This window comes from Microbulbifer sp. ABM4_008, from assembly GCF_056311705.1.
The window spans coordinates 3,386,573-3,410,569 of sequence record NZ_CM149970.1 but is presented as its reverse complement, the minus strand read 5'-3'; the positions used below and the strand labels follow the sequence as shown (position 1 = coordinate 3,410,569).

The following is a 23,997-nucleotide window of genomic DNA, read 5'->3' as shown; positions in this document are numbered from 1 at the left end:
ATTTCCGCTGATTGCAGCCCCCATCATCGATGTTTTCAACTATGCCTTCACTGCAAGATTGGCTCTCCCGTCTGGAGCAGCTGCACCCTTCCGAAATTGAATTAGGTCTTGAGCGCGTCGCATCTGTGGCCGATGCACTGGGTATCCAGAAACCGGCACCGACAGTGATTACTGTGGCGGGCACCAATGGTAAGGGTTCCTGCGTGGCGACTATGGAGGCGCTGCTGTGTAAGGGGGGGCGCTCCGTAGGCGCTTATAGTTCCCCACACCTTCTGCGCTTTAACGAAAGGGTGCGTATTGGGGGTGAAGAGGTTGCCGATAAAGATCTTGTGCTGGCGTTTGAGGCTATCGAGGTTGCTCGCGGTGAGACCAGCCTGACCTATTTTGAATACACCACCCTGGCGGCGCTCTGGTTATTTCAAAGGGCAGGCGTCGAGTTTGCACTTCTGGAAGTTGGCCTGGGTGGGCGCCTGGATGCAGTTAACCTGGTGGATGCGGATCTCGCCATTATCACCAGTGTTGCCATTGATCACGAGGACTGGCTTGGCAGTGACCGGGAAATTATCGGCCGTGAGAAAGCCGGTATCCTGCGTGCTGGGGCGCCTTTTGTCTGTGCTGATAGCAATCCCACCCAATCTGTGCTGTCTGCGGCAGAAAAATTGTCCAGTTCCAGTTACTTTATAGGTCAGGATTTCTCTCTGAATTTGGGAGAGGGTAAAAAAGAACTTTACCGCTTTGGTGAGTTGGAACTTGCTATCCCCCCGATCAACTTGCCGCGCCCGAGTATCGCTGCTGGGATTACCGCGCTGGCTCTGCTCAATGTATTGCCCCAAGGTGAGGTCGAATCTGCACTGGCTGAAATTGCCCTGCCTGGGCGCTGTCAGCAGGTTCAATGGCAGGGGCGCAACTTGCTATTGGATGTGGGGCACAATCCGGCAGCGGCCGAACACTTGGCTAAATGGCTTGCAGATCACCCTGTAGATGGTGAGACCCATGCGCTGGTAGCGGCTATGGCCGATAAGGATTTGGTGGGACTCTTCGCGCCTTTGCGGGATGTGGTGGATGCTTGGCACCCCGCAGAGTTACCAGGTAATAGCCGCGCTGCGAGCGGAGAGACCTTGCTGGAAGGTCTGGCCGCAGCAGGTGTTGAGGCAACGAACGCCGATAGCCGCTGTCCAAGCGTCGCCGATGGTTTACAACAGCTGCTGCCGACCATTGGTCCACAAGACAGGTTGCTTGTATTTGGTTCCTTCTTTACTGTGGCTGAGGTTCTGCAGCAGATGCGAGACGAAGGTAATGGAGAATTGCGAGGGTAAACCCTCCCGCCGAGGGCGATTGAACGACGGATTTAAGCAGCGCATTGTCGGTGCGCTGGTGTTAGCTGCGCTTGCCGTTATTTTCTTGCCCAGCCTGTTGGACCGGGAGGCCGCAGGCAATATCAGTGAAACCAGCCAGATTCCGGCGGAGCCGGATATACGCCCTATTGAAATTGCCGAGCCGCAACCGGTAGCGGATGCTATGCCTGCACCGGCGCCGGGTGAGGCTTTCCAGCCGGACCTGCCAGAGAACTTCTCCAACCCGAAGGCTCCAGTAGCTGATGAGGGAGAGGAGCGGTCAGAGATCGCCAAGAGTGATGAACCGGAGGAAAAACTGGCCGCGCCGAAAAAGGGGGCCTCGCCCCTTGTGGATGCCTATGGCCTGCCTGTGGCCTGGGTGGTTCAAGTGGCTTCCTACCGGGATGAGTCCAATGCGGACAAGCTGCGTTTGCGCCTGATGAACGAGGGCTACAGTGCCTATACTCGGGCAGTGGATACAGACAAGGGTCGCCTGGTGCGGGTCTTTGTTGGGCCAAAGGTCAACAAGGCTGATGCCCATCAGCTGAAAAAAGAACTGGATACCCTTCTGAAAGCCCAGACTCTCGTGCTTCAGTTCAAGGCCTGATCGGGCCTTTGGCTTCAGGTTGCCACCATTTCAGTCCGAGGAGGATGGCGGCAACTTGCTGGCAGACTTCCACTTTGCACTTTTATTCGCAATTAACCGATTGCCACTGCGCCAAACGTCCAGGGAAAGCGGTACTACAAGTAATAAATTCCAATCGGTTGGCCTACGGCTTCACGCGCTTAGTCCCTTCAGTTAGAATGCGCGCTCTTCGCGGCAGCAGCCGCCACGCAGGTAGGATTGAATGAATTGGGCTGACTGGATCATTCTGGCTATTGTGGGTATCTCCACGCTTATCGGCCTTAGTCGAGGTTTCATCAAGGAAACCTTGTCTCTGCTTACCTGGATTGCCGCCTTTATCGTCGCCATGATGTTTCGCGACCAGCTGGCGCCAATGCTATCCAACCTCGTCGACACCCCCTCCCTCCAAATGATTGCAGCTTTTGGCATCCTGTTTATCGGCACCTTACTCGCTGGCGCCGGTCTCAACATGGTGCTTTCTGCCTTTGTTGAGGCAACTGGGCTATCCGGTACAGATAGAGTGCTGGGAATGGCGTTTGGCTTGGTGCGGGGAGCCATTGTCGTGATGGCGCTGTTGATCCTGGCCCCGGCATTGGTGCCGGTGGAACAGGACAGCTGGTGGAGTCAGTCTGTTCTGATTCCCCATTTCCTCGAGTTTGAGGATAGTGCGCGGGAGCTGGCGGGCTCCGTTAAGGAATTCTTCGTAAAGTTGTTTTAAATAGAGCGCCAAAAGCGCTCTTCTCGAGTCAATAGGGTCAAATATATGTGTGGTATCGTCGGTATCGTCGGTAAGAGTGACGTCAATCTGCAGCTCTATGATGGGCTCACTCTGCTACAGCACAGGGGACAGGATGCCGCCGGTATCGTTACCTGTGACGATGATCGCCTGAACCAGCAGAAAGCCAATGGTCTGGTTCGCGACGTATTCCGCGCGCGCCACATGGAGCGTCTGAAGGGCAATTTTGGTATTGGTCACGTCCGCTACCCCACTGCCGGTAGCTCCGGCCCGGCGCTGGCTCAGCCGTTCTACGTGAACTCCCCCTACGGCATCGCCATGGCTCACAACGGCAACCTCACCAATGTGCACGAGGTGGTCGATGAGATCTTCCAGCAGGATCTGCGCCATATCAATACAGATTCTGACTCGGAAGTGTTGCTGAATGTGTTCGCTCACGAGCTGCACAAGTTGCACAAGCTGCAGCCGAAAGCCGAAGATATCTTCAGTGCGATGCGCTCTGTACACAAGCGCGTGCGCGGCGCCTACGCTTGCGTTGCCCTGATTGTCGGTTACGGTATTGTTGCTTTCCGCGATCCCAACGGAATTCGCCCACTGGTTTACGGCAAGCGTGAAACCGAGAAGGGCACCGAATATATGGTGGCTTCCGAGTCCGTGGCTCTGGACGTACTGGGTTACACCTTGGTGCGCGATGTCGCTCCTGGCGAAGCGCTCTATATCGAGCTGGATGGCACTGTGCACTCCGAGCAGTGTTCAGATAACCCGTCTTTGACTCCCTGTATTTTTGAGCATGTGTACTTTGCCCGTCCTGACTCCATTATGGATGGCGTATCGGTACACAAGGCGCGTTTGCGTCAGGGTGAGCATCTGGCGGACAAAATTCTCAGCATGCGCCCGGATCACGATATCGACGTGGTTATCCCGATCCCGGATTCTGCCCGCACGGCAGGTCAGACGGTAGCCCACCGCTTGGGGGTGAAATTCCGTGAAGGTATGGTGAAGAACCGCTATATCGGCCGGACCTTCATCATGCCCGGTCAAAAGCAGCGCAAGAAGTCGGTTCGCCAGAAGCTCAACGCCATCGAGCTGGAATTCCGTGGCAAGAATGTGTTGCTGGTAGATGACTCCATTGTGCGCGGTACTACCTGTAAGCAGATTATCCAGATGGCCCGCGATGCCGGTGCTGCCAAAGTGTACTTCGCCAGTGCTGCACCAGCGGTAAAATACCCGAATGTCTACGGTATCGATATGCCCTCCGCCACTGAGCTTGTGGCTCACGGTCGCACCACCGAGGAAATCTGTGAGGAGATTGGCGCAGACTGGTTGATCTACCAGGAGCTGGAAGATCTGGTGGTCAGCTCCAGCGGCGGCAAGCAAAAAATTGATCGCTTTGATTGCTCTGTATTCGACGGCAATTACATCACCGGTGATGTGGACGAGGAATACCTGAACGATCTGCACGCTCAGCGCAATGATACGGCGAAGCGTAAAAAGGCCGACGCCAACGCTTTGTAATTCGCCCTTGGGGGAATATCTAAATATCCTTCACCTGATTGGCGGGCGGCAAAAAAACCGTTTTTGTAGCCTGCCAATAGTAAAAAAGCGTAAGCGTCCTTTTCTCGCGGCAGAAGAGGGCGCCAGTTAAGATCGTTTCGGTTAAGATGACTGCTTCCAAAAATACTGACCAGGAAGCGGTATATGTTTGAAGACGACGGTTACGCTCTGGAAACCCTGGCGGTGCGCGCCGGCCAGGTTCGCTCACCGGAAGGAGAGCACTCCGAGGCACTTTACCTCACCTCCAGTTATGTTTTCCCCTCTGCTGCAGAGGCTGCTGCGCGCTTTTCTGGCGAAAGCTCCGGCAACGTCTACTCCCGCTATACCAACCCCACAGTACGCACTTTTGAAGAGCGCATCGCTGCTCTAGAAGGCGGTGAAGCTGCAGTAGCCACTGCTAGCGGCATGGCTGCCATTCTCAGTATTTGTATGGCGCTACTGAAAAGTGGCGACCATGTAATCTGTTCCCGCAGTGTTTTTGGCACAACTACGGCTTTATTTGGCCGCTATATGGAAAAGTTTGGCGTGCGGGTGAGCTATGTCGATTTGACCGATATGGACGCCTGGAAGCAGGCCGTAGATGGTTCCACCAAGCTGCTGTTTATGGAGACGCCTTCCAACCCTCTGTGTGAAGTAGCCGATATCCGCGCGTTGGCACAGGTCGCCCACAGCGCTGGTGCCATGCTGGTGGTCGACAACTGTTTTTGTACTCCGGCACTGCAGCGACCTCTATCCATGGGCGCCGATATTGTGGTGCACTCTGCAACCAAATTCCTCGATGGCCAGGGCCGGGCCCTGGGCGGTGTTGCTGTTGGTCGCAAGGAAGTAATGGATGAGTTGGTGGTTTTCCTGCGCACTGCCGGACCGAGCATGAGCCCGTTTAATGCCTGGGTATTCCTCAAGGGCCTGGAAACTTTAAAGCTGCGTATGCAGGCGCACTGTACCAATGCACTCGACTTGGCTTGGTGGCTTGATGAGCAGGAGATGGTGGAGAAGGTGAATTACACCGGCTTGCCTAAACACCCCCAACACCGCCTAGCGCGGGAACAGCAAGACGCTTTTGGCGCAGTGCTGAGTTTTACTGTGCGCGGTGGTCGCGAAGCTGCCTGGAAAGTGATCGACAATTGTAAAATCCTCTCCTGCACTGCCAACTTGGGGGATGCAAAAACCACTATTGTGCACCCTGCCACGACAACCCACGGCCGCCTTAGTGATGAAGATAAGGCTCGCGCCGGAATTACCGAAAATTTGATTCGTGTTTCGGTAGGGCTGGAAAATGTTGAGGACCTCAAGCGCGACCTGATGCGTGGATTATCCCAGTTATAAGCGCGCCCAGCTACCTATGATTATTAGCGGACAGTGAAATACTGTTCGCTGCTTCCGGTAGTGTTTGCATTTTGTCGCGCCCCTGTCGGTGTGCAGAAATAGCCCCCTTTAGAAAAATTGAGCAGTAATGGATTTGCCGTGCAAAAAATAGTTTCCGCCATAGTGTCTGATATCGGCAGCGTTTTATTGGGTAAAGAGCGCCAGGTGAAGTTGGCGTTGGCCTGTTTGTTATCAAAAGGCCACCTGTTGATCGAAGACCTACCGGGTATGGGTAAGACCACCTTGGCCCATGCACTCGCACAGGTGCTGGGGCTAACTTATAAGCGGGTGCAGTTCACCAGTGATATGTTGCCGGCGGATATTCTTGGTGTTTCGATATTTGATCGGGAGTCCAGCCAATTTCACTTTCACGAGGGACCTGTGTTTAGCCAGGTGTTATTGGCGGATGAGATTAATCGCTCATCGCCAAAGACCCAGAGTGCGCTGTTAGAAGCTATGGAAGAGCGCCAGGTGAGTGTCGATGGCGAGACCCGCACACTGCCCCAGCCATTTTTTGTGATTGCCACGCAAAACCCGATGCAACAATCGGGCACCTTTGCATTGCCGGAATCCCAGTTGGATCGCTTTCTAATGCGTATTAGTCTCGGCTATCCCACCCGGGAGGCGGAACGAGCTTTGTATTTGGGGGCCGATCCGAGGCAGCAGCTGGCAAAGTTAAAGCCCAGAATCGATATCGCCACACTCGGAAAAATGCAAAACCTGGTTACGCAGGTGAAAACTTCTGACAGTCTGTTGGATTACCTTGAGCGACTGGTTTTGCAAACCCGCCAGAGCCCGGATTGCGCAGTGGGTTTATCACCCCGAGGCGCTTTGGCCCTTTTACGCGCAGCCAAAGCCTGGGCGTTGATTCACAATCGCGGCCATGTTTTGCCGGAGGATATCCAGGCTGTGTTGCCGGCGGTGGCAGGACATCGATTACAGAGCGATGGCAGCAACGGCGAGCAGTTGGTTGAGCGTTTGATGCGCCAAGTGGATGTGATCGCGGCCTGAGTCGATGAGTGTAAGTCACCCCCAACGTCGGAACCCTTCCCGCAATCCGATACACCTACTGGTGGAATATTGGCGCAACCTTATGCAGCGCTGGCTTAGTCGCCGGGCACCGCGGGCCCGAGCGATTACCTTGAACCACAGTTGCTTATTTATCCTGCCCACGCGCGCAGGCTTAGGTTTTCTAATAGTGGTGGCATTGTTGTGGTTGCTGGGCACCAATTATGAAAACAATCTGGTTTTCGCTCTGACGTTTTTGTTAGTCAGCATTTTGGCGGTGCTGCCACTACACACCTTTGCCAATTTAAGTGGCGTGCACTTGCGCCTTCTGGATACCCGGGCAGCTTTTGCTGGTGATTTTGCCGAGGCGGAAATTAGTGTCAGTTGTGAGGGTAAGCGGGAGCGGGAATGGCTCGAGCTGAGTTGGCCACCGGAGCAGGGCAGTCGCGTAGATTTGTGCGAGCAGAACAGTGCAAATGTTTGTATCTCTATGCCGGTAGTAAAACGTGGGCGAGTGCAGGCACCTCGATTGAGGGTTGAAAGCCGTTTTCCCCTGGGGTTATTTCGCTGCTGGAGCCGCATTGACCTGGATGTTGAATTTTTGGTTTACCCCCGTCCAATTTCTGCGGGCCCTTTACCGCTAGGAGAGACTGTTGCCGAGGGGGAGTTTGGTGAGGTGAAGCGGGGGGGAGATGATTTTGCAGCGCTAAAACCCTATCAAGCGGGTGACTCGTTACGCCATGTAGCCTGGAAGCAATATGCGGCCGGACGCGATCTTTACAGCAAGGACTATGAGCGCAAAACTGACACGCGCTTGTGGCTCGACTGGGGTTTACTCGATGGTAGGGATATAGAGATGCGCCTGAGCAATCTCTGTGACTGGACCCTACAAGCGGAAAAGCAAGGCATTGCATACGGTTTGTGCCTGCCTGGCATTTCAATAGAGCCTTCGCTCGGTCCCGAGCATCAGCAGCAGGTCTTGCAGGCATTGGCCCTGTACCCAGGGCGAGGCCAGTGATGATTGCGAATAAGGATTTATTGCCCAGGGAAAGTTTGCTGTGGATTTTTGCCGCCCAGTTTGTCGCCCTTTTGCCGCAATTCACAATGCTGCCACTGTGGGTGGCTTTTGCCTGGGCCTTTGCGGTTTATTGGCGCCTGGAAGTCTTTCGCGGGCGCAGGGATTTACCCGGCCGCGCTCTTAAACTGACAGTGATTCTGTTGACGGTGGCGGGACTGGCTCTGTCCTATCGGCGCTTGTTTGCTTTGGAGCCGATGATTGCACTCTTGGCGCTGTCATTCACCCTGAAAAATCTCGAACTGGTCAGCCGCAGGGATGCCTTTGTCAGTCTACTGCTGGCCTACTTCGTAGCCGCCACTCTGTTTGTGCAAGAGCAGACCATTCCCTATGCACTTTACGGTTTACTGAGTGTGTTGGTAATTACTGCAGCCCTGGCGGCGCAGCTGGGACACTTTAGTGCGCGCCCGCGCCGGGCTCTGGGGTTATCCCTGCGGTTGGTGGCACAGGCCACGCCGTTAATGGTGTTGTTGTTTTTGGTTATGCCTAGGCTGGGGCCCCTTTGGTCTGTGCCGCAGAATACCTCCGCTGGGCGTACCGGTGTCAGTGATTCGATGGCCCCGGGAGACTTTACTGAGCTTTCCAAATCCAGCAAGCCGACCTTGCGTATCTCCTTTGATGGACCTGTGCCCCCGCCTGAGCAGCGCTACTGGAGGGGCTTGGTGTACTCGGAATTTGATGGGCGTACTTGGCGCCAGGGCTATGGTGTTGACCCTCGAAATGGCGGGCGAGTGTATTGGAGAAGTGGTGAGCAGGTGCTTCCGCAAGTGGGTCCCCGTTATCGCTACCAGGTTATCCAGGAAGCGAGCCGCAGCCCCTGGCTATTCGCTATGGCAAAACCGGCTTCAGAGAGCGCGGGTGTGGGAGAGGCAACGGATGATCGCCTGGTAAAACGGACCCCGGTTTTCAACCGCTTTTCTTACCAAGTAAGTTCCTGGCCGAGAGAAACCCTGTCGCTCAGTGCTACTCTCAGCAATGCGGAGCGGCGCAGGAATTTGCAACTTCCCAGTTTCGGCAATAGCCGTACTCGTCAGTGGATGGCTTCCCTGCGGGACCAGGGGCTCAGTGCTGAGGCGGTTTCCTCCCAGCTGCTGTCGCACTTCCACAATGCTTTCACTTATACCCTGAAGCCTCCAGCACTGGGCGGCGATACTATTGATGAGTTTCTTTTCGATAGCCAGCAGGGCTTCTGCGAGCACTTTGCCGGTAGTTATGTGTTTGCCATGCGCGCAGCGGGGATACCGGCGCGAGTAGTGGCTGGTTACCAGGGCGGTGAGTGGGTCAGTGGAGAAGAGTACTTATTGGTGCGAGAGTACGACGCCCATGCCTGGGCTGAAATTTGGCTCGACGGCCAAGGCTGGCAACGTGTAGACCCCACAGCGGCAGTAGCTCCGGAGCGGGTGCGCGATGGTCTGGAGAGTGCAGCCGGTGAGGAGTTTATGCAGGACTCCCTATTTCCTCTACACCGTATCGGTATTCTCAGCCAGTTGCGCTTACAGTGGGATATGATCAACTACCGTTGGTATCAAACCGTAGTGAGCTTCGATGCCGATCGACAGCAGAATTTGTTACAGCGGCTATTTGGTGATCTGTCTCCAATGCGTATCGCCCTATTACTGGGGGCACCGATTCTTGTGCTTTTGCTGGGTATCAGTTTATGGGCAGCCCGCTCTGCAAGAGGACCCAAGTTGGCGCCTGCGGAGAAGCTCTACCAGCGCTTTTGCCGGCGCATGGCCCGCAATGGGGTCCAGCGGCATTCCGGTGAGACTGCAGGATCCTATGCCCGCCGGATTGCCGAGGAAAAACCGGAGATGTCTGGTTATGCCGCAGCAGTGACAGAGGCTTTTGAGTCTGCCGCCTATGGTGGTGATGGCTCTGGGCTAAGAACACTTCGGAAGCTATCAAGCTGGTATTTCTGGTTGCGGCACTCGGCAAATATGACGCCGCACAAGCGTGAGTTGGCAGGTTATTAATCATTGAGTTATTTCGTATCTAGAATGCCAACCCAATTGCAAAGGTTTCTGTTGGGCTATAGCGGCACCTCCCTGGCAACCGGGTTGCAGGTGATATTGCTGCCCTGGATTGCGCTGACGATCGTGGATCTTCCCGCCCTGCAATTGGGGTGGATTCAGGCATCAGTATTGCTGCCAAACCTGGTATTCCTGTTGTTTGGCGGTGCTTTGGCGGATAGGCGAGACCCGGCTCTGGTGTCAGCTCTAGCCTGTTTGGGCCTGGCGCTTTGTCATACCGCATTGTTGTTGTATTTCACCTTCCATGTCCTGAATTTATCCACCTTGATGGTTTACGGAATTTGCCTGGGGGTGTGCAGCGCTTTTTTACAGCCGGCACGGGACAATCTGGTGCAGCGCAGTGCCCGCAACCGCAAGGGGCAGGCCACTGAGCGAGGCGTGCAAAAAACCGTAACCTGGATGATGTTGGCGCAGTACGGCGGCCAGGCGGTGGGTATGCTGCTAGCGAGTCGATTTGACCAGTGGGGCTTGCAGCACTTGCTGGGTGTACAGATTGCCGTTGTGCTAGTGGCTTCATTATTGCTTTTCTCCTTGCGCCAGCCTCAAGAGCGTCAAAAGACACCAGAGAAGCGACCCCATACCCTGATTCTGGATGGTCTCAGTCAGGCATGGAAACACCCGGTTTTGCGGGAGCTGACCGCATTGATGGCATTCAATGGCTTTGTGCATATCGGGGTTTTCCTGGTGGTCTTACCGCTGCTGGCGGAGGACTACGGTCGCGGTGCCGGTTACTACGCGACCCTGCAGCTGGCATTTATAGCGGGCACGGTGATCGCGACGGTGACTATGTTGAGACGGGGGCAGGGACAAGAGCCAGGGCGGGGAATTTTGATGTGCTTGCTTTACAGCGCAGCACTCTTGATTGCTATCAGCCTGGGGCCAACAAAGTTTGGCTTGATCCTGTTGTGTCTGTGTTGGGGGGCGGTTGCGGCAGCCTCTGCAGGGCTGGGGCGAGGCATTGTGCAATTGCTGGCGCCGGCGGATTATCGCAGTCGCATTATCTCTATTTATCAATTTGCCCTATTTGGCTCTGCGGCGCTGGGAGCCCTGGCTGCGGGTGTTTTGAGCGAGGTCGCAGCGCCCCTGACGACACTATTGTGGGCGGGAATCCTGAGTTTATTGGCATTCGCACTGGTTGCCCTGAGTGGGGCTCTACGGCAGGTTAAAATTTCCGATAGCGAGGTATAGGAATCCCGTAACGACCAAATCCGGTTGAGCCACCATATATTTAACAGGGAACTGCGGTTATGGAGGTGGGGTTTGGTATCAGTAAAAAGTGCCAAATGGTCACAGAGAGTCACGACAAACAGCCATGCGCTGGACCTTGAAGCCGGTGTATTTAGCCTGGATGATCCAAAAGCGATAGCCAAATCCCTGAAGAGTGCAGCTGAGGCCAGTCAGCAGCGCAAATCAGAGCCTTTCCGTTCAGCCATGTCTATGCTCACTTTTTATATCAATCGTGCGGGTCATCATTTACCTGCGCGCAGGCGCAGAATCCTGGAGGCCGCGAAAAATGAATTGCGTGAGCTTTATGGGCGTCCGCGCCGGCATTGAGCCGGCGCAGGGTAGAGGCGATGAAGTCTTTTAGGGGGCTAGGCAGGGCAGGCAGCGCACGTAGAGTCCGCGCGGGTCGCGGAAGCTCTGCAGTTCGCCGATTGGTGCCAAAACCGGTTGTAAGCTGTTTAACCAGGCGCCGAGTGGCAGGTTTGCCTCAAGGCTGGCGGCGATACGTGCATCCACATTATCGCTCAGGGCGCGCAGGAATCTTTCGCCGGGAGTCAGCTCGCGCTGGATCTCTATTACATCGTATTCTTCGATCTCAGCAAGCTGTGCGGCGTCGGCAATGGCGTCGTTGAGATTGCCCAGATCGTCTACCAGCCCCAGGTTTTTAGCCGCGCGCCCGGTCCAGACCTGGCCCTGGGCAATTTTGTGCACTTCCTTGGGAGTGCTGCCACGGGACTCGGCCACAATTCTCAGGAACCTGGCGTAGGTATTATCCACTCCCTGTTGCAGGATACTGGCGGCTGCCTCGGGTAGGGCTCGATCCAACCGCATGCTGCCGGCCAGGTCTGAAGTGCCCACACCATCGGTATAAATACCCAGTGCCTCAAGGGAATCCTCAAAGGTCGGGAAGGCACCAAATACGCCAATGGAGCCTGTCAGGGTTGCGGGAGAGGCCCAGATTCGATCGCCGCCGGTAGCAATCCAGTAGCCACCAGATGCGGCCAGACTGCCCATGGAGATAACGACAGGGATATCGGCTTCGCGGGTGGCGAGTAACTCTTGTCGAATTGCTTCTGACGCGAAGGCGGAGCCGCCGCCACTGTCAATGCGCAGAACCAGTGCATCAACTTCTTTTTTGCGCGCCTGTGCGATTAGTTCTCCCAGGCTTTCGCTGCCGATCCTGCCGGCGGGAGCGCGGCCATCGACAATGGAACCGCTTGCCGTGATTAAGGCAATCTTATTGGGTTCTTTCTTGGCGGCGACTTCGCTGAGCTTTTGGCTGCGTAAATAGGTGAGGGCATCGATGGCCTTATAACTGCGTTCATCGTTCTCATCTTCACCAATGGTTTTGCGTAGCTCTTGAACAGCCAAGTTGCGGTTGGCGAGTTGGTCGACCAGTTTATTGGCCAGAGCAGTACGTGCCCAGTCGCCCTCATGCTGCTGCAGTTTCTGGGGTAACTCATCGATAAATAGATCGATACTCTCAGTTGGCAGGTTGCGAAGGCCGGTTACCTGTTCGGTGTACTCACCCCAGAGTTCATGTAGCCAGCGCTGGTTATTCTCACGGGAAGCCGGAGACATATCGTCGCGGGTATAGGGTTCGATAAAATCCTTGTAGTCGCCAACGCGGAATACGTGGAAATTGACTTTTAGCTTTTCAAGGGCGCTTTTATAGTAATTTCGATAGACGCCAAAGCCAGTGAGCATCACTGAACCCATTGGGTTCAGGTACACCTTGTCGGCGTGGCTGGCGAGGAAATACTGAGCCTGGGTGTAGTTATCACCCACCGCGTAAATGGGCTTGTCGGCTGCCTTGAAGCGCTGCAGGGCTGCGCCAATCTCGTCTAGCTTGCTGAGGCTGCCGCCGACCATATTGTCGAGCTCCAGCACCAGTGCGGAAATGCGTTTGTCCTGTGCGGCTTTGTCGATAGAGTCGACAAGATCCTTAACCCTGATTTCCGCTGGCCCCTGGGAGCCACCGAAGAAAATCGGTAATCCGCTGGGCTGGCTGAGCTCATCTACCAGAAATCCACTCGGAGCCACTCGAAGGGCCGCGCCTTGTGGGACTACCAGCTGTTCGTCCTTGCCAAAAATTGCGATACCCAGGAATACCAGTATTAACAGGAACACCAGGTTGGTAAACACTCGCCTCAGCCAGGTAATTGAGCCGCCAATGGCACCAAAAAAGCTGCGGAACAGTCCTTTCTCATTGGATGAATCAGTCAAACCTCAAAACTCCTTAGTGCGCTGAGGGGCAAGCGTTGTCTATTTATCAGTTACAAAATCATTAGCAATGTGAGTAGTGCCGGTGGCTATTGCATGCGATGCCAGCGGCTGCTCATCATTGATGAAAAGAATAGGATAAGGCTAAGGACTACCAGTACGCCATCCTGCCAGCCGCGTGTAGGCATCATTACGTCGACAATACTGGCAGTGATATACAGCAAAAGAATAAAACAGAGCCACAGATAGCTGCGATAGTGCTGCTTTAGTAACCCAGGTAGTACCAACAGCAGTGGTATGGTCTGCAAGCACCACAGGAACAATGAGCCGCCTTCGAGGAATAGATTCCAGACGACAAACAGTACGAGCATGCCGATATAACAAATCCAGTTAATTCGCAGCGCTATCTTGAGCTTGCGCTGTACAGAATCGTTCACACTTTATCCTCTAGTTGTCGCCGTTATGCGAATTATCCAGCGTCTGTGCCAGGCTGCCGACTCGTTTGCCCAGTGCCCGGCACAGGGTTACTTCGTCATCGGAAAGCGATGTGGCGTGTTCACCGGACCAGTGTGAGGCACCATAAGGTGTGCCGCCAGTGCGGGTGCGCATTAAGGCGGCTTCGGAGTATGGGATGCCGGCGATTAACATGCCGTGGTGCAGCAGGGGCAGCATCATGGATACCAAGGTAGTTTCCTGACCACCGTGAAGACTGCCAGTGGCGGTAAATACCGCAGCCGGCTTACCGGTAAGGCTGCCATCGAGCCAAATATCACTGGTTTGGTCAAGGAAATAGCGCAGCGGAGAGGCCATGTTGCCAAAGCGGGTGGGGCTGCCCATCAGTAAACCGGAGCAATTGCGCAGGTCCTCGATTGTACAGTAGGGGGCACCTTCGGTGGGTACCGGCGGCTCGCTGGCTTCAGTGTCTGGGGATACGCCGGGTACGGTGCGCAGGCGAGCGGTAATCCCGCTGGCCTCTACGCCGCGAGCCAGTTCGGTGGCCATGCGCGCCGTAGCACCGGTGCGGCTGTAGTAGAGGATGAGGACATAGCCTTCGTTGTCCCGATCCATCAGATCAGCCCCAGTACATTTTCAGGGGGCCGTCCTATCACTGCTTTGTCGCCTTTTATAACGATCGGGCGTTGGATCAAAATAGGGTTTTGAGCCATTGCGTCAATTAACTGGGATTCGGCCAGATCTTTGTCTTTCAGGTTTAACTGCTTATAGGGTTCTTCACCAGTGCGCAACAACTGTCGTGCATCAATATCCAGTTTGTGCAGCAACTTCTGAATATCCTCGGCAGAAGGTGGGGTTTGTAGATAGAGAACCACCTCCGGTTCAATACCGTTATCCTGCAATAGCTGTAGGGTTTGGCGGGATTTTGAGCAGCGGGGGTTGTGGTAAATCGTCCACATTGTGGCGGCATCCTGTTACTGTTTGGCGTATTCTAACCGAAGAATGTTGCGGAGTTCTAAGGCGCTTCTGAATAATTCCCCCAACGCCCTGCGGGGTTTTCGGGAGCTCCTTGGCTATTTGGGGCAGTAATACTGCGGCCTGGGCGAGATGTTCAGGCATAGAGAGATCACAATGAGAAGCACCGTAAAGGATTGGGGAAACCACTGGCTGCGCTTTGCGACGTCACTGTGGAAACTGTTTGATGAAAAGGATTGTCGGCAACGCGCGGCTGCTCTCACTTACCTGACACTGTTTGGCATAGTTCCCCTAGTGACGGTGAGCTACGCCATGTTGTCACTGTTTCCCGACTTTGCCGGCTTGCAGAGTAGGTTACAGGATCAACTGTTCACCCACTTTTTGCCTCAGAGTGGGCGCGAGATCCAAAAATATATCAGCAGTTTTTCCGAACAGGCACAGCGTTTGACTGGCGTTGGTATCGCGATGCTGATCATTACTGCGGGCTTGACCCTTCGCGGTATCGAGGGGACCTTTAACTCTATCTGGGACGTCCAAAAAGGCCGCAGCGGCGTTTCGAGTTTTCTTTTGTACTGGGCGATATTGAGTCTCGGTCCAATCCTATTAGGGGCGGGACTGGCGACAAGTACTTTTGTCTTTTCTCAAAAATTTTTCTTGGGTGGGGCTGATTCCTTTGAAGTAACTTCGTTGTTATTCAGGATTCTGCCGTTTGTTTTCAGCTCCATAGTTTTTACCCTACTGTTCATCGCTGTGCCCAATTGCTATGTCCCGTTGCGCCACGGAATAGAGGGGGGGATCATAATCTCGATTGTTTTCGAGGTTATGAAGTACTTATTCGGCTTGTTGGTAGCGCGGAGTTCGGTCCAGGCAATCTACGGGGCATTCGCTGTTGTTCCCCTGTTCCTGCTTTGGATTTATCTGATGTGGATACTGGTATTGGCCGGCTGTGTGTTGGTGCGCACGCTATCGGTTTATCAAGCTGCGACCCAAGAGCGGGAGCATTCTGACCTGGTTGCCCTCCTTATTGTTCTCTGGCAGATGTATAAGAAATGCGCGAAGGGGAGGCCTCTGAAGGAGCGAGATATTTCCCGTATGGGAATCAAGTTTGTTCAGTGGCGAAGGTTGCGGAATATCCTTCAGGCTAATCGTATGGTGACCCAGACTGATCGCAATGATTATGTTTTGCTGAGGGACCTGAATACGGTGTCCCTGGTTGAATTGGCAGGTTGGCTGAGTTCGGATTGGATGCCCAGTGGAATTCCTGCGAGTCTGGATGGATTGCCCTGGTATGGAGAGGTAGAGCAACGCTTTGCCAATGCCAGAGAGTCAACCCGGGAGCAATTAGGTATCACTGTTGGAGAGTTGTTCCTGGAGGCCGAGCAAAAGGAAGCTGAAGATAAGCCCCTTGAGCTGGGCCACGACGGCGGGACTGATGATAAGCAAACAAACTCTGAAAGCGGGGGAGAAAGTGGGCCTGATGAAAATAGTCAAAGTGAAGATGGCAAGAGCAGCAGCGGTCACCTTTCTTTTGTTGGTATGCGGAATAAGCGCCTGCGCTAAAGACGATAAATCGCTTCTAGCCATTGATGGGGAAGAGTTGGATGTATCGGGTAAGGTTTTGCTGGTTAACTATTGGGCAGAGTGGTGTAAGCCCTGTCGAGAGGAGATCCCGGTCCTTAACCAACTGGCCGACGGTAACAACAATGTCGTTGTTGTTGGGGTGAACTTCGACAATTTACCGATTGCGGAAATACAAAAACAGGCGGATAAGTTGGGTATTACTTTTCCCGTTCTAGTGGCCGAACCGCAAGGGCGCTGGGGGCAGGAGAAGCCGGAGGTGCTGCCTTCTACGTTCATTATTGGTACCGATGGTCGCTGGCATAAAACATTGGTTGGGCCGCAGGATAGAGACGACTTCATTTCGGCTCTCAATCTATAGCGAGTACTAATGGAGTGCTGGTAAAAGCCGGCGGGGTAACAGTGGATTATTAGAAGCTCCCAAACTTTATAAAACTATAACTAACACATCTATAGGCTTGTGGCGGATCGCTGATAGCATGCCGCCACTTTCCCCTTTCGTTCCGGGTGGGACCCAGACCTTATGCATATCAGTTCATTTGCTTTCCTGCTTCTATTTATTGTTTTTATATACGGACTTTTTCGCTGGCAGCGAGGCCGTGACTCCCTCGCACCAGCAGTGCTGGCAGGCCTTATTCTTGGGGTTATCTTTGGAGGCACCCTGCAACTGTCTCGCGGATGGGGGGCTGCACCCGCAGAGGTGATACCTTGGGTAGAGATGATAGGGGACAGTTACGTAAATCTATTGTATTTACTCGTGATGCCCCTGGTGCTGACTTCCATATTAGTGGCGGTAGTTAAAGTCAGCCATACCCAGGCGCTGGGCAAAATCAGTATTTCAGTCCTGGGGGTGCTATTGGGAACAACGGCGGTGGCCGCTTTAATTGGCGTGGCTATGGCCGAGCTATTTGGTTTGTCGGCTGCGGGATTGGTTGAGGGTTCCCGGGAAGCTGCGCGAGTGGAAGTGCTGAATGAGCGCATTGGCAAGGTCACAGACCTTTCCATTCCTGAGATTATTACCTCTTTTGTGCCGCGCAATATTTTTCTGGACCTGACCGGGGCTCGCTCTACTTCTGTTATAGCGGTGGTTATATTCGCGGTGCTTTTAGGATTGGCAGCCTTGGCGGTTCGCCGTGAATTTCCCGAAGAGGGCGCAGCGATTGAGCGCTTCGTTCATGTGGCTCAAGTCTGGGTTATGAAGCTGGTGCGACTAGTGATGGCTTTTACCCCTTACGGCGTGATGGCTTTGGTTACGGGCCTGATCGCTAAATCCAGTATGGGGGATATTCTTAACTTATTGAGTTTTGTGCTGGCCTCCTTTACGGCTATTGGTTTGATGTTCCTGGTGCACGGTCTGCTGCTACTGATTAATGGTATCAATCCGCTGCACTATTTCACCAAGGTATGGCCGGTGCTGGTCTTTGCCTTTAGCTCCCGCTCCAGTGCTGCAACTATTCCCCTGAATGTCGAGACTCAGGTGGACCAGCTGCGTACGTCTCCAGCAATTGCCAATTTCTCTGCATCTTTCGGTGCGACTATTGGGCAAAACGGCTGCGCCGGCATTTATCCGGCCATGTTGGCAGTGATGGTGGCAGTCCCCATGGGGATCAATGTATGGGACCCGGTATGGATTGCTACTTTAGTGGCGGTTGTAATGATCAGTTCTTTCGGTATAGCGGGCGTTGGTGGTGGGGCTACCTTTGCAGCCTTAGTGGTATTGCCGGCGATGGGGTTGCCAGTCACTATCGCGGCTCTGCTGATTTCTGTTGAACCTCTGATTGATATGGCGCGAACCGCGCTGAATGTTAACGGCGCTATGACCGCTGGCACCCTGACACAACGCTGGCTCGGGGATGAAGTGCCCGGCCCGGAAGTTGTAGAGGGTTGAACAGAGAATGGTACTTTGTGCACCGATTATTTTTGTCTTCTTATTTCGCTGATTTTTCATAGGAGTCCTGTCAACCAGCTCCAGTGCCTGACGTTATAGTCAGTGCTGTTAATGCATTGAGTTTTTTGTTCACGGAACTGGAGCAACTTATGAATAAACTGATAGGACTGTCAGTACTGGCGCTTAGCCTTGGTTTTCCCCTCTCGCTGCAAGCTGAAAGTAGTGAGGGTGATGGACATGATCGCGGCGACCGTATTGAAAATCGTCTCGATCGAAAGGGGGATCGCATTGAAGAGCGCCTCGATGATAAAGGTGATCGTATTAATGAGCGCTTGGACCAGCGGTCTGAGCAGGCTGCGGCTAATGGGAGAGATAAATTAGCTGCACATTTAGATAAAAAAGGTGATCGTATCGATAGGCGCCTGGATAACAAAGGTGAGAAAATAAACGAGCGCCTCGATAAAAAAGGCGAACGAATAGATAATAGATACGATCGGAAGAACGAACGCGGCGAGCGGACAAAAAAGCACCATCGTAGATCCCGTGACAACAATAACGATTAGTGATTGTTGGTTGTAGCAGGCATTATCTAGTGGGTTGCGGCAAACTAAGGAGCCTCTGAATAATTCCGTGATATTTCTATAGTCTTGGAAGACTGCAGTCGCTAGGCGCAGCCTGCTGATAAAGGCCTTAGTCCTTTGCAAGAGCTATGCAGTAGCTGGGGCCTTCTAAGTCTGTCCTACGGGGATTTCAGAGTGGTTCATACTCTGTGCTGCGACTTCTCAAAAGGTTTAAACACTCCTGTGAAGCCGCGCCTAGACTGTGAGCTGCCCTGACAGCCAAAGAAATATCACGGAATTATTTAGAGGCTCCGCAATAGCCGTAGAAGGATTGCATCCTCGTCAAGGGACCTCAATCGGCTTTTATGGATCAGTTTCTCGCTTCAGTTGAAAAGCGGGCATTCACTATGGCGAAATATGCTGTAGGGGACCGTGATGATGCGCTGGATATAGTTCAGGACTCTATGCTTGCACTCGTCAAAAGCTATAGCTGCCGAGACAGTGCGGAGTGGCGCCCATTATTTTTTACCATTCTTAATAACCGCATAACCGATTGGCATCGTCGCAAGAAAAACCTGTCCCGGTGGCAGCTGTTGAAAGATAAACTTCCTATTAATAGCGAAGGCGATGAATGGGATCTGAGTGAATTTCCCGACCCCAACGGCCGCAGCCCGGATAGTGTCCTAATCGGTGAACGTACGATTGATGCCATTGACCGCGCCATTGAAAAGTTACCTCTGCGTCAACAGCAGGCTTTTTTGTTGCGCTGCGTTGAAGGCTTTAATGTCAGTGAGACAGCAGGGGCTATGGCTTGTAGCGAGGGAAGTGTGAAGACTCACCTCTCTCGAGCATTGCGCAGCCTGCGGGTTCATTTGGAGGCGATGGAATGAGTAATTTTGAAAACAATTCATCGACTAACGAGAAGCGTATACTCGGAGCGGCCAGTGCCGCTGTTATACGTAGAGAGAGATCGCTCGATACGGAAACCCTGGCTGAGTTGCGGCGAATCCGCTCCGCAGCGCAAGATCAAAATAATAAAAAACGGTACTTTTCACTCAACACCTTGTATCCATACCTTCCAGTTACAGCGGCTTCTGCCGCAGTGCTATTTCTTACTCTATGGTGGCCCAGTTCTGTTATCAATAATGAAAGTCGTACAGAGCTGCTAGTGAGTGGTGATTGGCTGCTGGATGAAGATATGGATATCGAGATGATTGAGGATATGGAGTTTTATCAGTGGTTGGCGGAGGAGTTGGATGGGCACTCTTCGTAGTGTTTTATTCATCATATCTATGTGTGCGCTCGTATTTCCAGGTACTACCGAGGCGGAGGAAGCTGAGCCTCTGCCGGAGGAATTCCTGTTATTCCTGGAAGAGTGGGTCGATGAACAAGGTGATGTCGTTATCCCTGAAGATCCCGAGTTGGTTCAAGGTCCCGGGCAAACCCAAGAAGGCACCAAAAGCAAAGATATATGGCTGGGGGACAGTCATGATTAAAACCCTGGTCGCAACTTGTTTGATGGCAGCCCCTCTGCTTTGGGCTGGTATGGCGTGGTCGGTGGAGTGGAAAAGCCTAAGTGATAGTGATCGCAAGCTGTTACAGGGCATGGAAGAGCGCTGGCCCAACATGTCTGATAGCCAGCAGGAGAGGTTGTTGCGGGGTGCGCGTCGATGGAACTCAATGAGCCCTGAGCAGCGTGACAATGCTCGGCAGCGCTATGAAAAATGGCAGTCTCTGCCCCAGGAACGCCGTAATCAGCTGCGGGAATCTTATCGACAGTACCGTGCCCTGCCGGAAGGCAGGCGTGAGAGTATCCGTGAGGCCCGTGAGAGATATCGGCAGATGTCCCCCGAACAGAGAGAGCAAGTGCGCGAGCGCTGGCGGGAAGCTAGGGGCGATAGGAGTGAACCGCAAAGGCCCAGAGGTGATAGGGCTCGGGGAGAGCGAGCGCAAGGGGATAGACTCAGGGAAGATGGGCCTAGGCGGGATCGGTCCGATGAGAATAGACCTAGAGGAAACCGGCACAGAGAAGACCGACCAAGGGGCGACCGGGCGAGAGGAGATAGGCCCAGAAGGGAGCACGAAAGGGGGAGAAGGCACCAGGATTCTCGGCCTAGGCGTGATCGAGAGGCCAGTGACCGACGAGAGGGTGATGAGGAGACTGATAGTTCATCTGGGGCTCCTGAATAGTGCCCTGCCATTCAAATTCCAATCCTGAGAGGCTGGCTTATCGTTTTACCTCGCTGCTACGCTGGTACGACAGTGTAATTCAGCGTCTATTCAGATCATCTTAAGTAATCTGGCTCCCGTTGATGACTAGCGGGAGATATATCGTGCAACTATACAAACAGCTAATCGCGGGTGCGGCAGTTGCGGCACTGGTGGGTCTAAGTTCTACTGCCAGCGCGGGCCCCCGAGGCTATGCTGCGGGTGGCTATGATTATGCGCGAGTTACCGAGGTTACTCCCGTCTACACCGATGTTCAGGTTGTTACACCGACGACTCAGTGTCGCGATGAACAGGTTGCCTATCGCGAGCCGACTTCCCCGGCAGGTACTGTAGTGGGGGGACTTATAGGTGCTGCAATCGGCAATAACTTAGGCGATCACGGCCACCGTGGACGCTACGGTTATCATCGCAGTCACAATCGTGGCGGCGCCACAATCGCAGGGGCTTTGGTGGGCGCCCTGGTAGGTAACCAGATCAGCCGTGCCAATGCTCCAGTCCACTATGCAACAGAGTCCCGTTGCCATGTTGTAGATGAATACTCTACAAGAAGGGAATTAGTCGGATACGATGTCCGCTATCGGTATAATGGGCAAGTTTACTTGACTCGCACTGACCATCATCCGGGCGATAGAATCCGGGTCCATGTCGACGTCTCACCGGCTCTTTGAGCCCGGTTGAGGGCGGCAGGGAGTTTATAAAGGGTGGAAAATTGGATATCCACAGGAGCCGCACCGTGAAACTGAATCGTACCTTACTTGGCTTTATTGCTTTTACCGCTGTGTTTTTGCCGGCGCTCTGCAGTGCCACGGTACACAGCTACCCCGCTTATGAGCGGGAGAGTTTTCAGCCCCACTTTCTTCGTGTTCAAGGGGGAGAAATCTCAAGGGATCGGGCTGCTTCAATCGTAAAACAACGCTTTGGTGGAAAAATTCTCGCCATTTCTGAGACCAAGAAACAGGGGCGAGCCGTGTATAGGGTGAAAGGACTGTCGGCCAAAAGCCAGGTTTATGTGGTGTTTGTCGATAAACAGAGCGGCCGTATATCCCGCTAGCAGAATAATTGAGAGCCGCAATAAGGTAATTACTATGCGCGCACTACTAGTTGAAGATGAAGCATTACTGCGGCAGCAGCTGGCGGAATCCCTGCGCACGGCCGGGTACACCGTTGACGAAGCCCCCGATGGAGAAGAGGCACTTTATCTGGGGAGGGAATATCCCTACGACGTTGCAGTAATGGACCTGGGTTTACCCAAAATTGATGGTATCCAGGTTATTGAAACACTGCGCCGTGAAGAGAAGCATTTTCCTATCCTGATTTTAACGGCTCGGGGACACTGGCAGGAAAGGGTCTCCGGCCTGGAAGCTGGCGGGGACGATTACCTGGTAAAACCCTTCCATACTGAAGAACTGCTCGCACGGTTGAATGCCTTGGTTCGCCGTTCCGCAGGTTTCTCATCACCGACGATTAAAGCCGGACCTATCGTTCTGGATACCAGTGCGCAACGGGTTAGTGTGGATGAAGTTGAATTGGACCTGACTTCATTTGAGTACAAGGTACTTGAATACCTGATGCTACATCCGGATGAAGTGGTGTCAAAAACCACCCTGACAGAACATATCTATGAACAGGACTGTGACCGGGACAGCAATGTGATAGAGGTGTTTATTGGACGCCTGCGGAAAAAAATTGATGCGGCAGCCAAGCTTAAGCCTATCGAGACTCTGCGCGGGCGCGGCTATCGCTTTGTGATTCCGCAGTGAGATCCATCAATTTCCCCCTGCTTTCCTATATTCTGGGTTCCTTAAAGGGGCGTCTGGCCCTGGTTACCAGTCTTGTGCTGGTCGGCTTTATTCTTCTTATCTCTGGAGTCCTCGAGCACGCCTATCGCACGTCCCTGAATGAAGCCAAGCAGCGGGAGCTGCAGGTCTACATTTACACCCTGCTGGCGGTTGCTGAGCCGGAAGGTAAAACCCTGATTCTGCCCCCGAGTTTGCCCGAGCAACGCTTCAACCAGCCTGATTCCGGTTTGGTGGGCGCTGTTATTGATCGGGAGGGTGAGATTATCTGGCGTTCGGAGTCAGCCCTGGCAATGCCGCAGCTGGAGTTCTATCCGCTTTCCCAGGGGCAGCAGTCCTATTCGCAGGTATCGGTTCCGGGAGAAGAGGGAAGTTATAGCAGTTTCCGCCAAGGGGTTGCCTGGGGGCTGGAAGATGAAAATTTGTTTACCTTTGCAGTGCTCGAGGATGCGGCCCCGCTACAGGCCCAAGTGGGGCAGTTTCGCTCAACCATGTGGCACTGGTTGGGGTTGGGAGCATTGTTATTAATCCTTGCACAGTGGTTGGTTCTGCGCTGGGGGTTTGCCCCGCTGACAGCCCTGGCTAATGCGCTTCAGGAAATGCAGCGTGGGGGTGCTGATCGATTGGAGGGTAATTTTCCTCGGGAGCTGCGCCCACTGACAGATAACTTAAATCTGTTGATTGAAAATGAGCGCCGCCAGAGAGAAAAAACCCGGCATACATTAGCTGACCTGGCCCACAGCCTGAAGACGCCATTAGCGGTATTGAAAGGTCTCAAATTTTCTGGAGATTCAACAACCGCCGGCAAGACGCTAACGGATCAGGTGCAGCGGATGGACAGTATTATCAGCTATCAACTGCAGCGGGCAGTAACCAGTTCGCCGAAATCCATTATACGGGGAACACCGGTCGCGCCACTGCTCCATAAAATACTGGATGCGCTTGAAAAGGTGTATCGCAGTAAGCCGTGTGATGTCGAAAGTTCCTGTGCTGAAAACGCCCTGTTTTATGGTGACGAAGGTGACCTGATGGAAGTCCTGGGTAACTTGCTGGATAACGCTTATAAATATGGTGACGGGAAATTATCGGTTGCCGTTGAGAATATGGAAGATACTCGCAAACTGTCTATTCGGGTTAAAGACAATGGCCCAGGGCTGGACAGTGAGAAATGGCAAGCGGTTACCCAGCGGGGCGTTCGTGCCGATGAACAGCAACCTGGGCAGGGTATTGGACTTGCCGTGGTAGTGGATATTGTTGAGAGCTATGAAGGGCAAATAAATGCGGCCCCTCTTCCTCAGGGAGGTACGGAAATTACGGTACAACTGTAATTTCCGTTTTGCTCGA

The 23,997-nt window shown here is 53.6% G+C and carries 26 protein-coding genes; 22 read left to right on the top strand and 4 right to left on the bottom strand.

The window, feature by feature from the left end; translation table 11 throughout:
- Positions 1-41 precede the first annotated feature (41 nt).
- The 10 genes from folC to ACYX4J_RS14715 all read left to right on the top strand — a co-directional run bounded on the left by folC (position 42) and on the right by ACYX4J_RS14715 (position 11,281).
- On the top strand, positions 42-1,316 hold the full coding sequence (gene folC, locus ACYX4J_RS14760) for a bifunctional tetrahydrofolate synthase/dihydrofolate synthase (RefSeq protein ID WP_476176920.1): 1,275 nt from the start codon (positions 42-44) through the stop codon (positions 1,314-1,316).
- Positions 1,297-1,941, top strand: coding sequence for an SPOR domain-containing protein (locus ACYX4J_RS14755; RefSeq protein WP_444935390.1), 645 nt, complete (start codon positions 1,297-1,299; stop codon positions 1,939-1,941). The genes folC and ACYX4J_RS14755 overlap by 20 nt, the downstream gene beginning before the upstream one ends.
- Positions 1,942-2,182: 241 nt before the next feature.
- Positions 2,183-2,677 carry a CvpA family protein gene (locus ACYX4J_RS14750; RefSeq protein WP_282931877.1) on the top strand — a complete coding sequence of 165 codons (495 nt, stop codon included), beginning with the start codon at positions 2,183-2,185 and terminating at the stop codon, positions 2,675-2,677.
- A 45-nt stretch (positions 2,678-2,722) separates the two neighbouring features.
- Complete coding sequence (purF, locus tag ACYX4J_RS14745) at positions 2,723-4,210, top strand: amidophosphoribosyltransferase (RefSeq protein WP_282931878.1); 1,488 nt, start codon at positions 2,723-2,725, stop codon at positions 4,208-4,210.
- A gap of 183 nt (positions 4,211-4,393) precedes the next feature.
- The gene (locus ACYX4J_RS14740; protein ID WP_282931879.1) at positions 4,394-5,575 is read left to right on the top strand and encodes an O-succinylhomoserine sulfhydrylase; all 1,182 of its coding nucleotides are present in this window, start codon (positions 4,394-4,396) and stop codon (positions 5,573-5,575) included.
- Positions 5,576-5,713: 138 nt separating this feature from the next.
- Positions 5,714-6,625, top strand: coding sequence for an AAA family ATPase (locus ACYX4J_RS14735; protein WP_413664957.1), 912 nt, complete (start codon positions 5,714-5,716; stop codon positions 6,623-6,625).
- 82 nt (positions 6,626-6,707) lie between these two features.
- Positions 6,708-7,640 carry a DUF58 domain-containing protein gene (locus tag ACYX4J_RS14730; protein ID WP_476176919.1) on the top strand — a complete coding sequence of 311 codons (933 nt, stop codon included), beginning with the start codon at positions 6,708-6,710 and terminating at the stop codon, positions 7,638-7,640.
- A complete protein-coding gene (locus ACYX4J_RS14725) occupies positions 7,640-9,670 on the top strand; it encodes a transglutaminase TgpA family protein (protein WP_476178663.1) in 2,031 nt (676 codons plus the stop codon). Before ACYX4J_RS14730 ends, ACYX4J_RS14725 begins: the two co-directional genes overlap by 1 nt.
- 36 nt (positions 9,671-9,706) lie before the next feature.
- A complete protein-coding gene (locus ACYX4J_RS14720; RefSeq protein ID WP_476176918.1) occupies positions 9,707-10,915 on the top strand; it encodes an MFS transporter in 1,209 nt (402 codons plus the stop codon).
- A 72-nt stretch (positions 10,916-10,987) separates the two neighbouring features.
- Positions 10,988-11,281: a DUF3175 domain-containing protein gene (locus tag ACYX4J_RS14715; RefSeq protein ID WP_413664960.1), complete on the top strand. Its 294-nt coding sequence runs from the start codon at positions 10,988-10,990 to the stop codon at positions 11,279-11,281.
- A gap of 30 nt (positions 11,282-11,311) precedes the next feature.
- On the opposite strand, the gene sppA is transcribed toward ACYX4J_RS14715, so the two are convergent.
- The 4 genes from sppA to arsC all read right to left on the bottom strand — a co-directional run bounded on the left by sppA (position 11,312) and on the right by arsC (position 14,586).
- Complete coding sequence (gene sppA, locus ACYX4J_RS14710; RefSeq protein ID WP_476176917.1) at positions 11,312-13,177, bottom strand: signal peptide peptidase SppA; 1,866 nt, start codon at positions 13,175-13,177, stop codon at positions 11,312-11,314.
- Positions 13,178-13,263: 86 nt separating this feature from the next.
- The gene (locus ACYX4J_RS14705; RefSeq protein WP_413664962.1) at positions 13,264-13,611 is read right to left on the bottom strand and encodes a DUF2069 domain-containing protein; all 348 of its coding nucleotides are present in this window, start codon (positions 13,609-13,611) and stop codon (positions 13,264-13,266) included.
- Between the two features lie 10 nt (positions 13,612-13,621).
- Positions 13,622-14,242, bottom strand: a complete 621-nt coding sequence (gene wrbA, locus ACYX4J_RS14700) for an NAD(P)H:quinone oxidoreductase (protein ID WP_444898064.1) — start codon at positions 14,240-14,242, stop codon at positions 13,622-13,624.
- Positions 14,242-14,586 carry an arsenate reductase (glutaredoxin) gene (gene arsC / locus ACYX4J_RS14695; RefSeq protein ID WP_444916543.1) on the bottom strand — a complete coding sequence of 115 codons (345 nt, stop codon included), beginning with the start codon at positions 14,584-14,586 and terminating at the stop codon, positions 14,242-14,244. Before arsC ends, wrbA begins: the two co-directional genes overlap by 1 nt.
- 172 nt (positions 14,587-14,758) lie before the next feature.
- Here arsC and ACYX4J_RS14690 point away from each other — a divergent pair, with 172 nt between their 5' ends.
- The 12 genes from ACYX4J_RS14690 (at position 14,759) to ACYX4J_RS14635 (ending at position 23,981) form a co-directional block, all read left to right on the top strand.
- Positions 14,759-16,162, top strand: coding sequence for a YihY family inner membrane protein (locus ACYX4J_RS14690; RefSeq protein WP_444905921.1), 1,404 nt, complete (start codon positions 14,759-14,761; stop codon positions 16,160-16,162).
- On the top strand, positions 16,080-16,541 hold the full coding sequence (locus ACYX4J_RS14685) for a TlpA family protein disulfide reductase (RefSeq protein WP_444894511.1): 462 nt from the start codon (positions 16,080-16,082) through the stop codon (positions 16,539-16,541). The genes ACYX4J_RS14690 and ACYX4J_RS14685 overlap by 83 nt, the downstream gene beginning before the upstream one ends.
- Positions 16,542-16,703: 162 nt before the next feature.
- The gene (locus tag ACYX4J_RS14680; protein ID WP_413664966.1) at positions 16,704-18,068 is read left to right on the top strand and encodes an L-cystine transporter; all 1,365 of its coding nucleotides are present in this window, start codon (positions 16,704-16,706) and stop codon (positions 18,066-18,068) included.
- Between the two features lie 149 nt (positions 18,069-18,217).
- Positions 18,218-18,631: a hypothetical protein gene (locus ACYX4J_RS14675; RefSeq protein ID WP_476176916.1), complete on the top strand. Its 414-nt coding sequence runs from the start codon at positions 18,218-18,220 to the stop codon at positions 18,629-18,631.
- A 362-nt stretch (positions 18,632-18,993) separates the two neighbouring features.
- Positions 18,994-19,518 (top strand): RNA polymerase sigma factor, encoded by a 525-nt coding sequence (locus tag ACYX4J_RS14670; RefSeq protein ID WP_444898061.1) that lies wholly within the window; start codon positions 18,994-18,996, stop codon positions 19,516-19,518.
- Positions 19,515-19,901 carry a hypothetical protein gene (locus tag ACYX4J_RS14665; RefSeq protein WP_476176915.1) on the top strand — a complete coding sequence of 129 codons (387 nt, stop codon included), beginning with the start codon at positions 19,515-19,517 and terminating at the stop codon, positions 19,899-19,901. The genes ACYX4J_RS14670 and ACYX4J_RS14665 overlap by 4 nt, the downstream gene beginning before the upstream one ends.
- A complete protein-coding gene (locus ACYX4J_RS14660; RefSeq protein ID WP_444898060.1) occupies positions 19,885-20,124 on the top strand; it encodes a hypothetical protein in 240 nt (79 codons plus the stop codon). The genes ACYX4J_RS14665 and ACYX4J_RS14660 overlap by 17 nt, the downstream gene beginning before the upstream one ends.
- Entirely contained in the window at positions 20,117-20,818 is a 702-nt protein-coding gene (locus ACYX4J_RS14655; protein WP_476176914.1) for a DUF3106 domain-containing protein, read from the top strand. The genes ACYX4J_RS14660 and ACYX4J_RS14655 overlap by 8 nt, the downstream gene beginning before the upstream one ends.
- 143 nt (positions 20,819-20,961) lie before the next feature.
- Complete coding sequence (locus tag ACYX4J_RS14650) at positions 20,962-21,525, top strand: glycine zipper 2TM domain-containing protein (RefSeq protein WP_413664972.1); 564 nt, start codon at positions 20,962-20,964, stop codon at positions 21,523-21,525.
- A 65-nt stretch (positions 21,526-21,590) separates the two neighbouring features.
- Positions 21,591-21,908 carry a PepSY domain-containing protein gene (locus tag ACYX4J_RS14645; protein ID WP_282931896.1) on the top strand — a complete coding sequence of 106 codons (318 nt, stop codon included), beginning with the start codon at positions 21,591-21,593 and terminating at the stop codon, positions 21,906-21,908.
- Positions 21,909-21,942: 34 nt separating this feature from the next.
- On the top strand, positions 21,943-22,617 hold the full coding sequence (locus ACYX4J_RS14640; RefSeq protein ID WP_282931897.1) for a response regulator transcription factor: 675 nt from the start codon (positions 21,943-21,945) through the stop codon (positions 22,615-22,617).
- Positions 22,614-23,981 (top strand): ATP-binding protein, encoded by a 1,368-nt coding sequence (locus tag ACYX4J_RS14635; protein WP_476176913.1) that lies wholly within the window; start codon positions 22,614-22,616, stop codon positions 23,979-23,981. Before ACYX4J_RS14640 ends, ACYX4J_RS14635 begins: the two co-directional genes overlap by 4 nt.
- Positions 23,982-23,997 lie beyond the last annotated feature (16 nt).

What these genes read in the sequence shown, in the direction of transcription:
- folC (WP_476176920.1), top strand. Translation starts at nt 42, where the DNA reads ATGCCTTCACTGCAAGATTGGCTCTCCCGTCTGGAGCAGCTGCACCCT.
- ACYX4J_RS14755 (WP_444935390.1), top strand. Translation starts at nt 1,297, where the DNA reads ATGGAGAATTGCGAGGGTAAACCCTCCCGCCGAGGGCGATTGAACGAC.
- ACYX4J_RS14750 (WP_282931877.1), top strand. Translation starts at nt 2,183, where the DNA reads ATGAATTGGGCTGACTGGATCATTCTGGCTATTGTGGGTATCTCCACG.
- purF (WP_282931878.1), top strand. Translation starts at nt 2,723, where the DNA reads ATGTGTGGTATCGTCGGTATCGTCGGTAAGAGTGACGTCAATCTGCAG.
- ACYX4J_RS14740 (WP_282931879.1), top strand. Translation starts at nt 4,394, where the DNA reads ATGTTTGAAGACGACGGTTACGCTCTGGAAACCCTGGCGGTGCGCGCC.
- ACYX4J_RS14730 (WP_476176919.1), top strand. Translation starts at nt 6,708, where the DNA reads ATGCAGCGCTGGCTTAGTCGCCGGGCACCGCGGGCCCGAGCGATTACC.
- ACYX4J_RS14725 (WP_476178663.1), top strand. Translation starts at nt 7,640, where the DNA reads ATGATTGCGAATAAGGATTTATTGCCCAGGGAAAGTTTGCTGTGGATT.
- wrbA (WP_444898064.1), bottom strand. Translation starts at nt 14,242, where the DNA reads ATGGATCGGGACAACGAAGGCTATGTCCTCATCCTCTACTACAGCCGC.
- arsC (WP_444916543.1), bottom strand. Translation starts at nt 14,586, where the DNA reads ATGTGGACGATTTACCACAACCCCCGCTGCTCAAAATCCCGCCAAACC.
- ACYX4J_RS14690 (WP_444905921.1), top strand. Translation starts at nt 14,759, where the DNA reads ATGAGAAGCACCGTAAAGGATTGGGGAAACCACTGGCTGCGCTTTGCG.
- ACYX4J_RS14685 (WP_444894511.1), top strand. Translation starts at nt 16,080, where the DNA reads ATGAAAATAGTCAAAGTGAAGATGGCAAGAGCAGCAGCGGTCACCTTT.
- ACYX4J_RS14680 (WP_413664966.1), top strand. Translation starts at nt 16,704, where the DNA reads ATGCATATCAGTTCATTTGCTTTCCTGCTTCTATTTATTGTTTTTATA.
- ACYX4J_RS14675 (WP_476176916.1), top strand. Translation starts at nt 18,218, where the DNA reads ATGAATAAACTGATAGGACTGTCAGTACTGGCGCTTAGCCTTGGTTTT.
- ACYX4J_RS14670 (WP_444898061.1), top strand. Translation starts at nt 18,994, where the DNA reads ATGGATCAGTTTCTCGCTTCAGTTGAAAAGCGGGCATTCACTATGGCG.
- ACYX4J_RS14665 (WP_476176915.1), top strand. Translation starts at nt 19,515, where the DNA reads ATGAGTAATTTTGAAAACAATTCATCGACTAACGAGAAGCGTATACTC.
- ACYX4J_RS14660 (WP_444898060.1), top strand. Translation starts at nt 19,885, where the DNA reads ATGGGCACTCTTCGTAGTGTTTTATTCATCATATCTATGTGTGCGCTC.
- ACYX4J_RS14655 (WP_476176914.1), top strand. Translation starts at nt 20,117, where the DNA reads ATGATTAAAACCCTGGTCGCAACTTGTTTGATGGCAGCCCCTCTGCTT.
- ACYX4J_RS14640 (WP_282931897.1), top strand. Translation starts at nt 21,943, where the DNA reads ATGCGCGCACTACTAGTTGAAGATGAAGCATTACTGCGGCAGCAGCTG.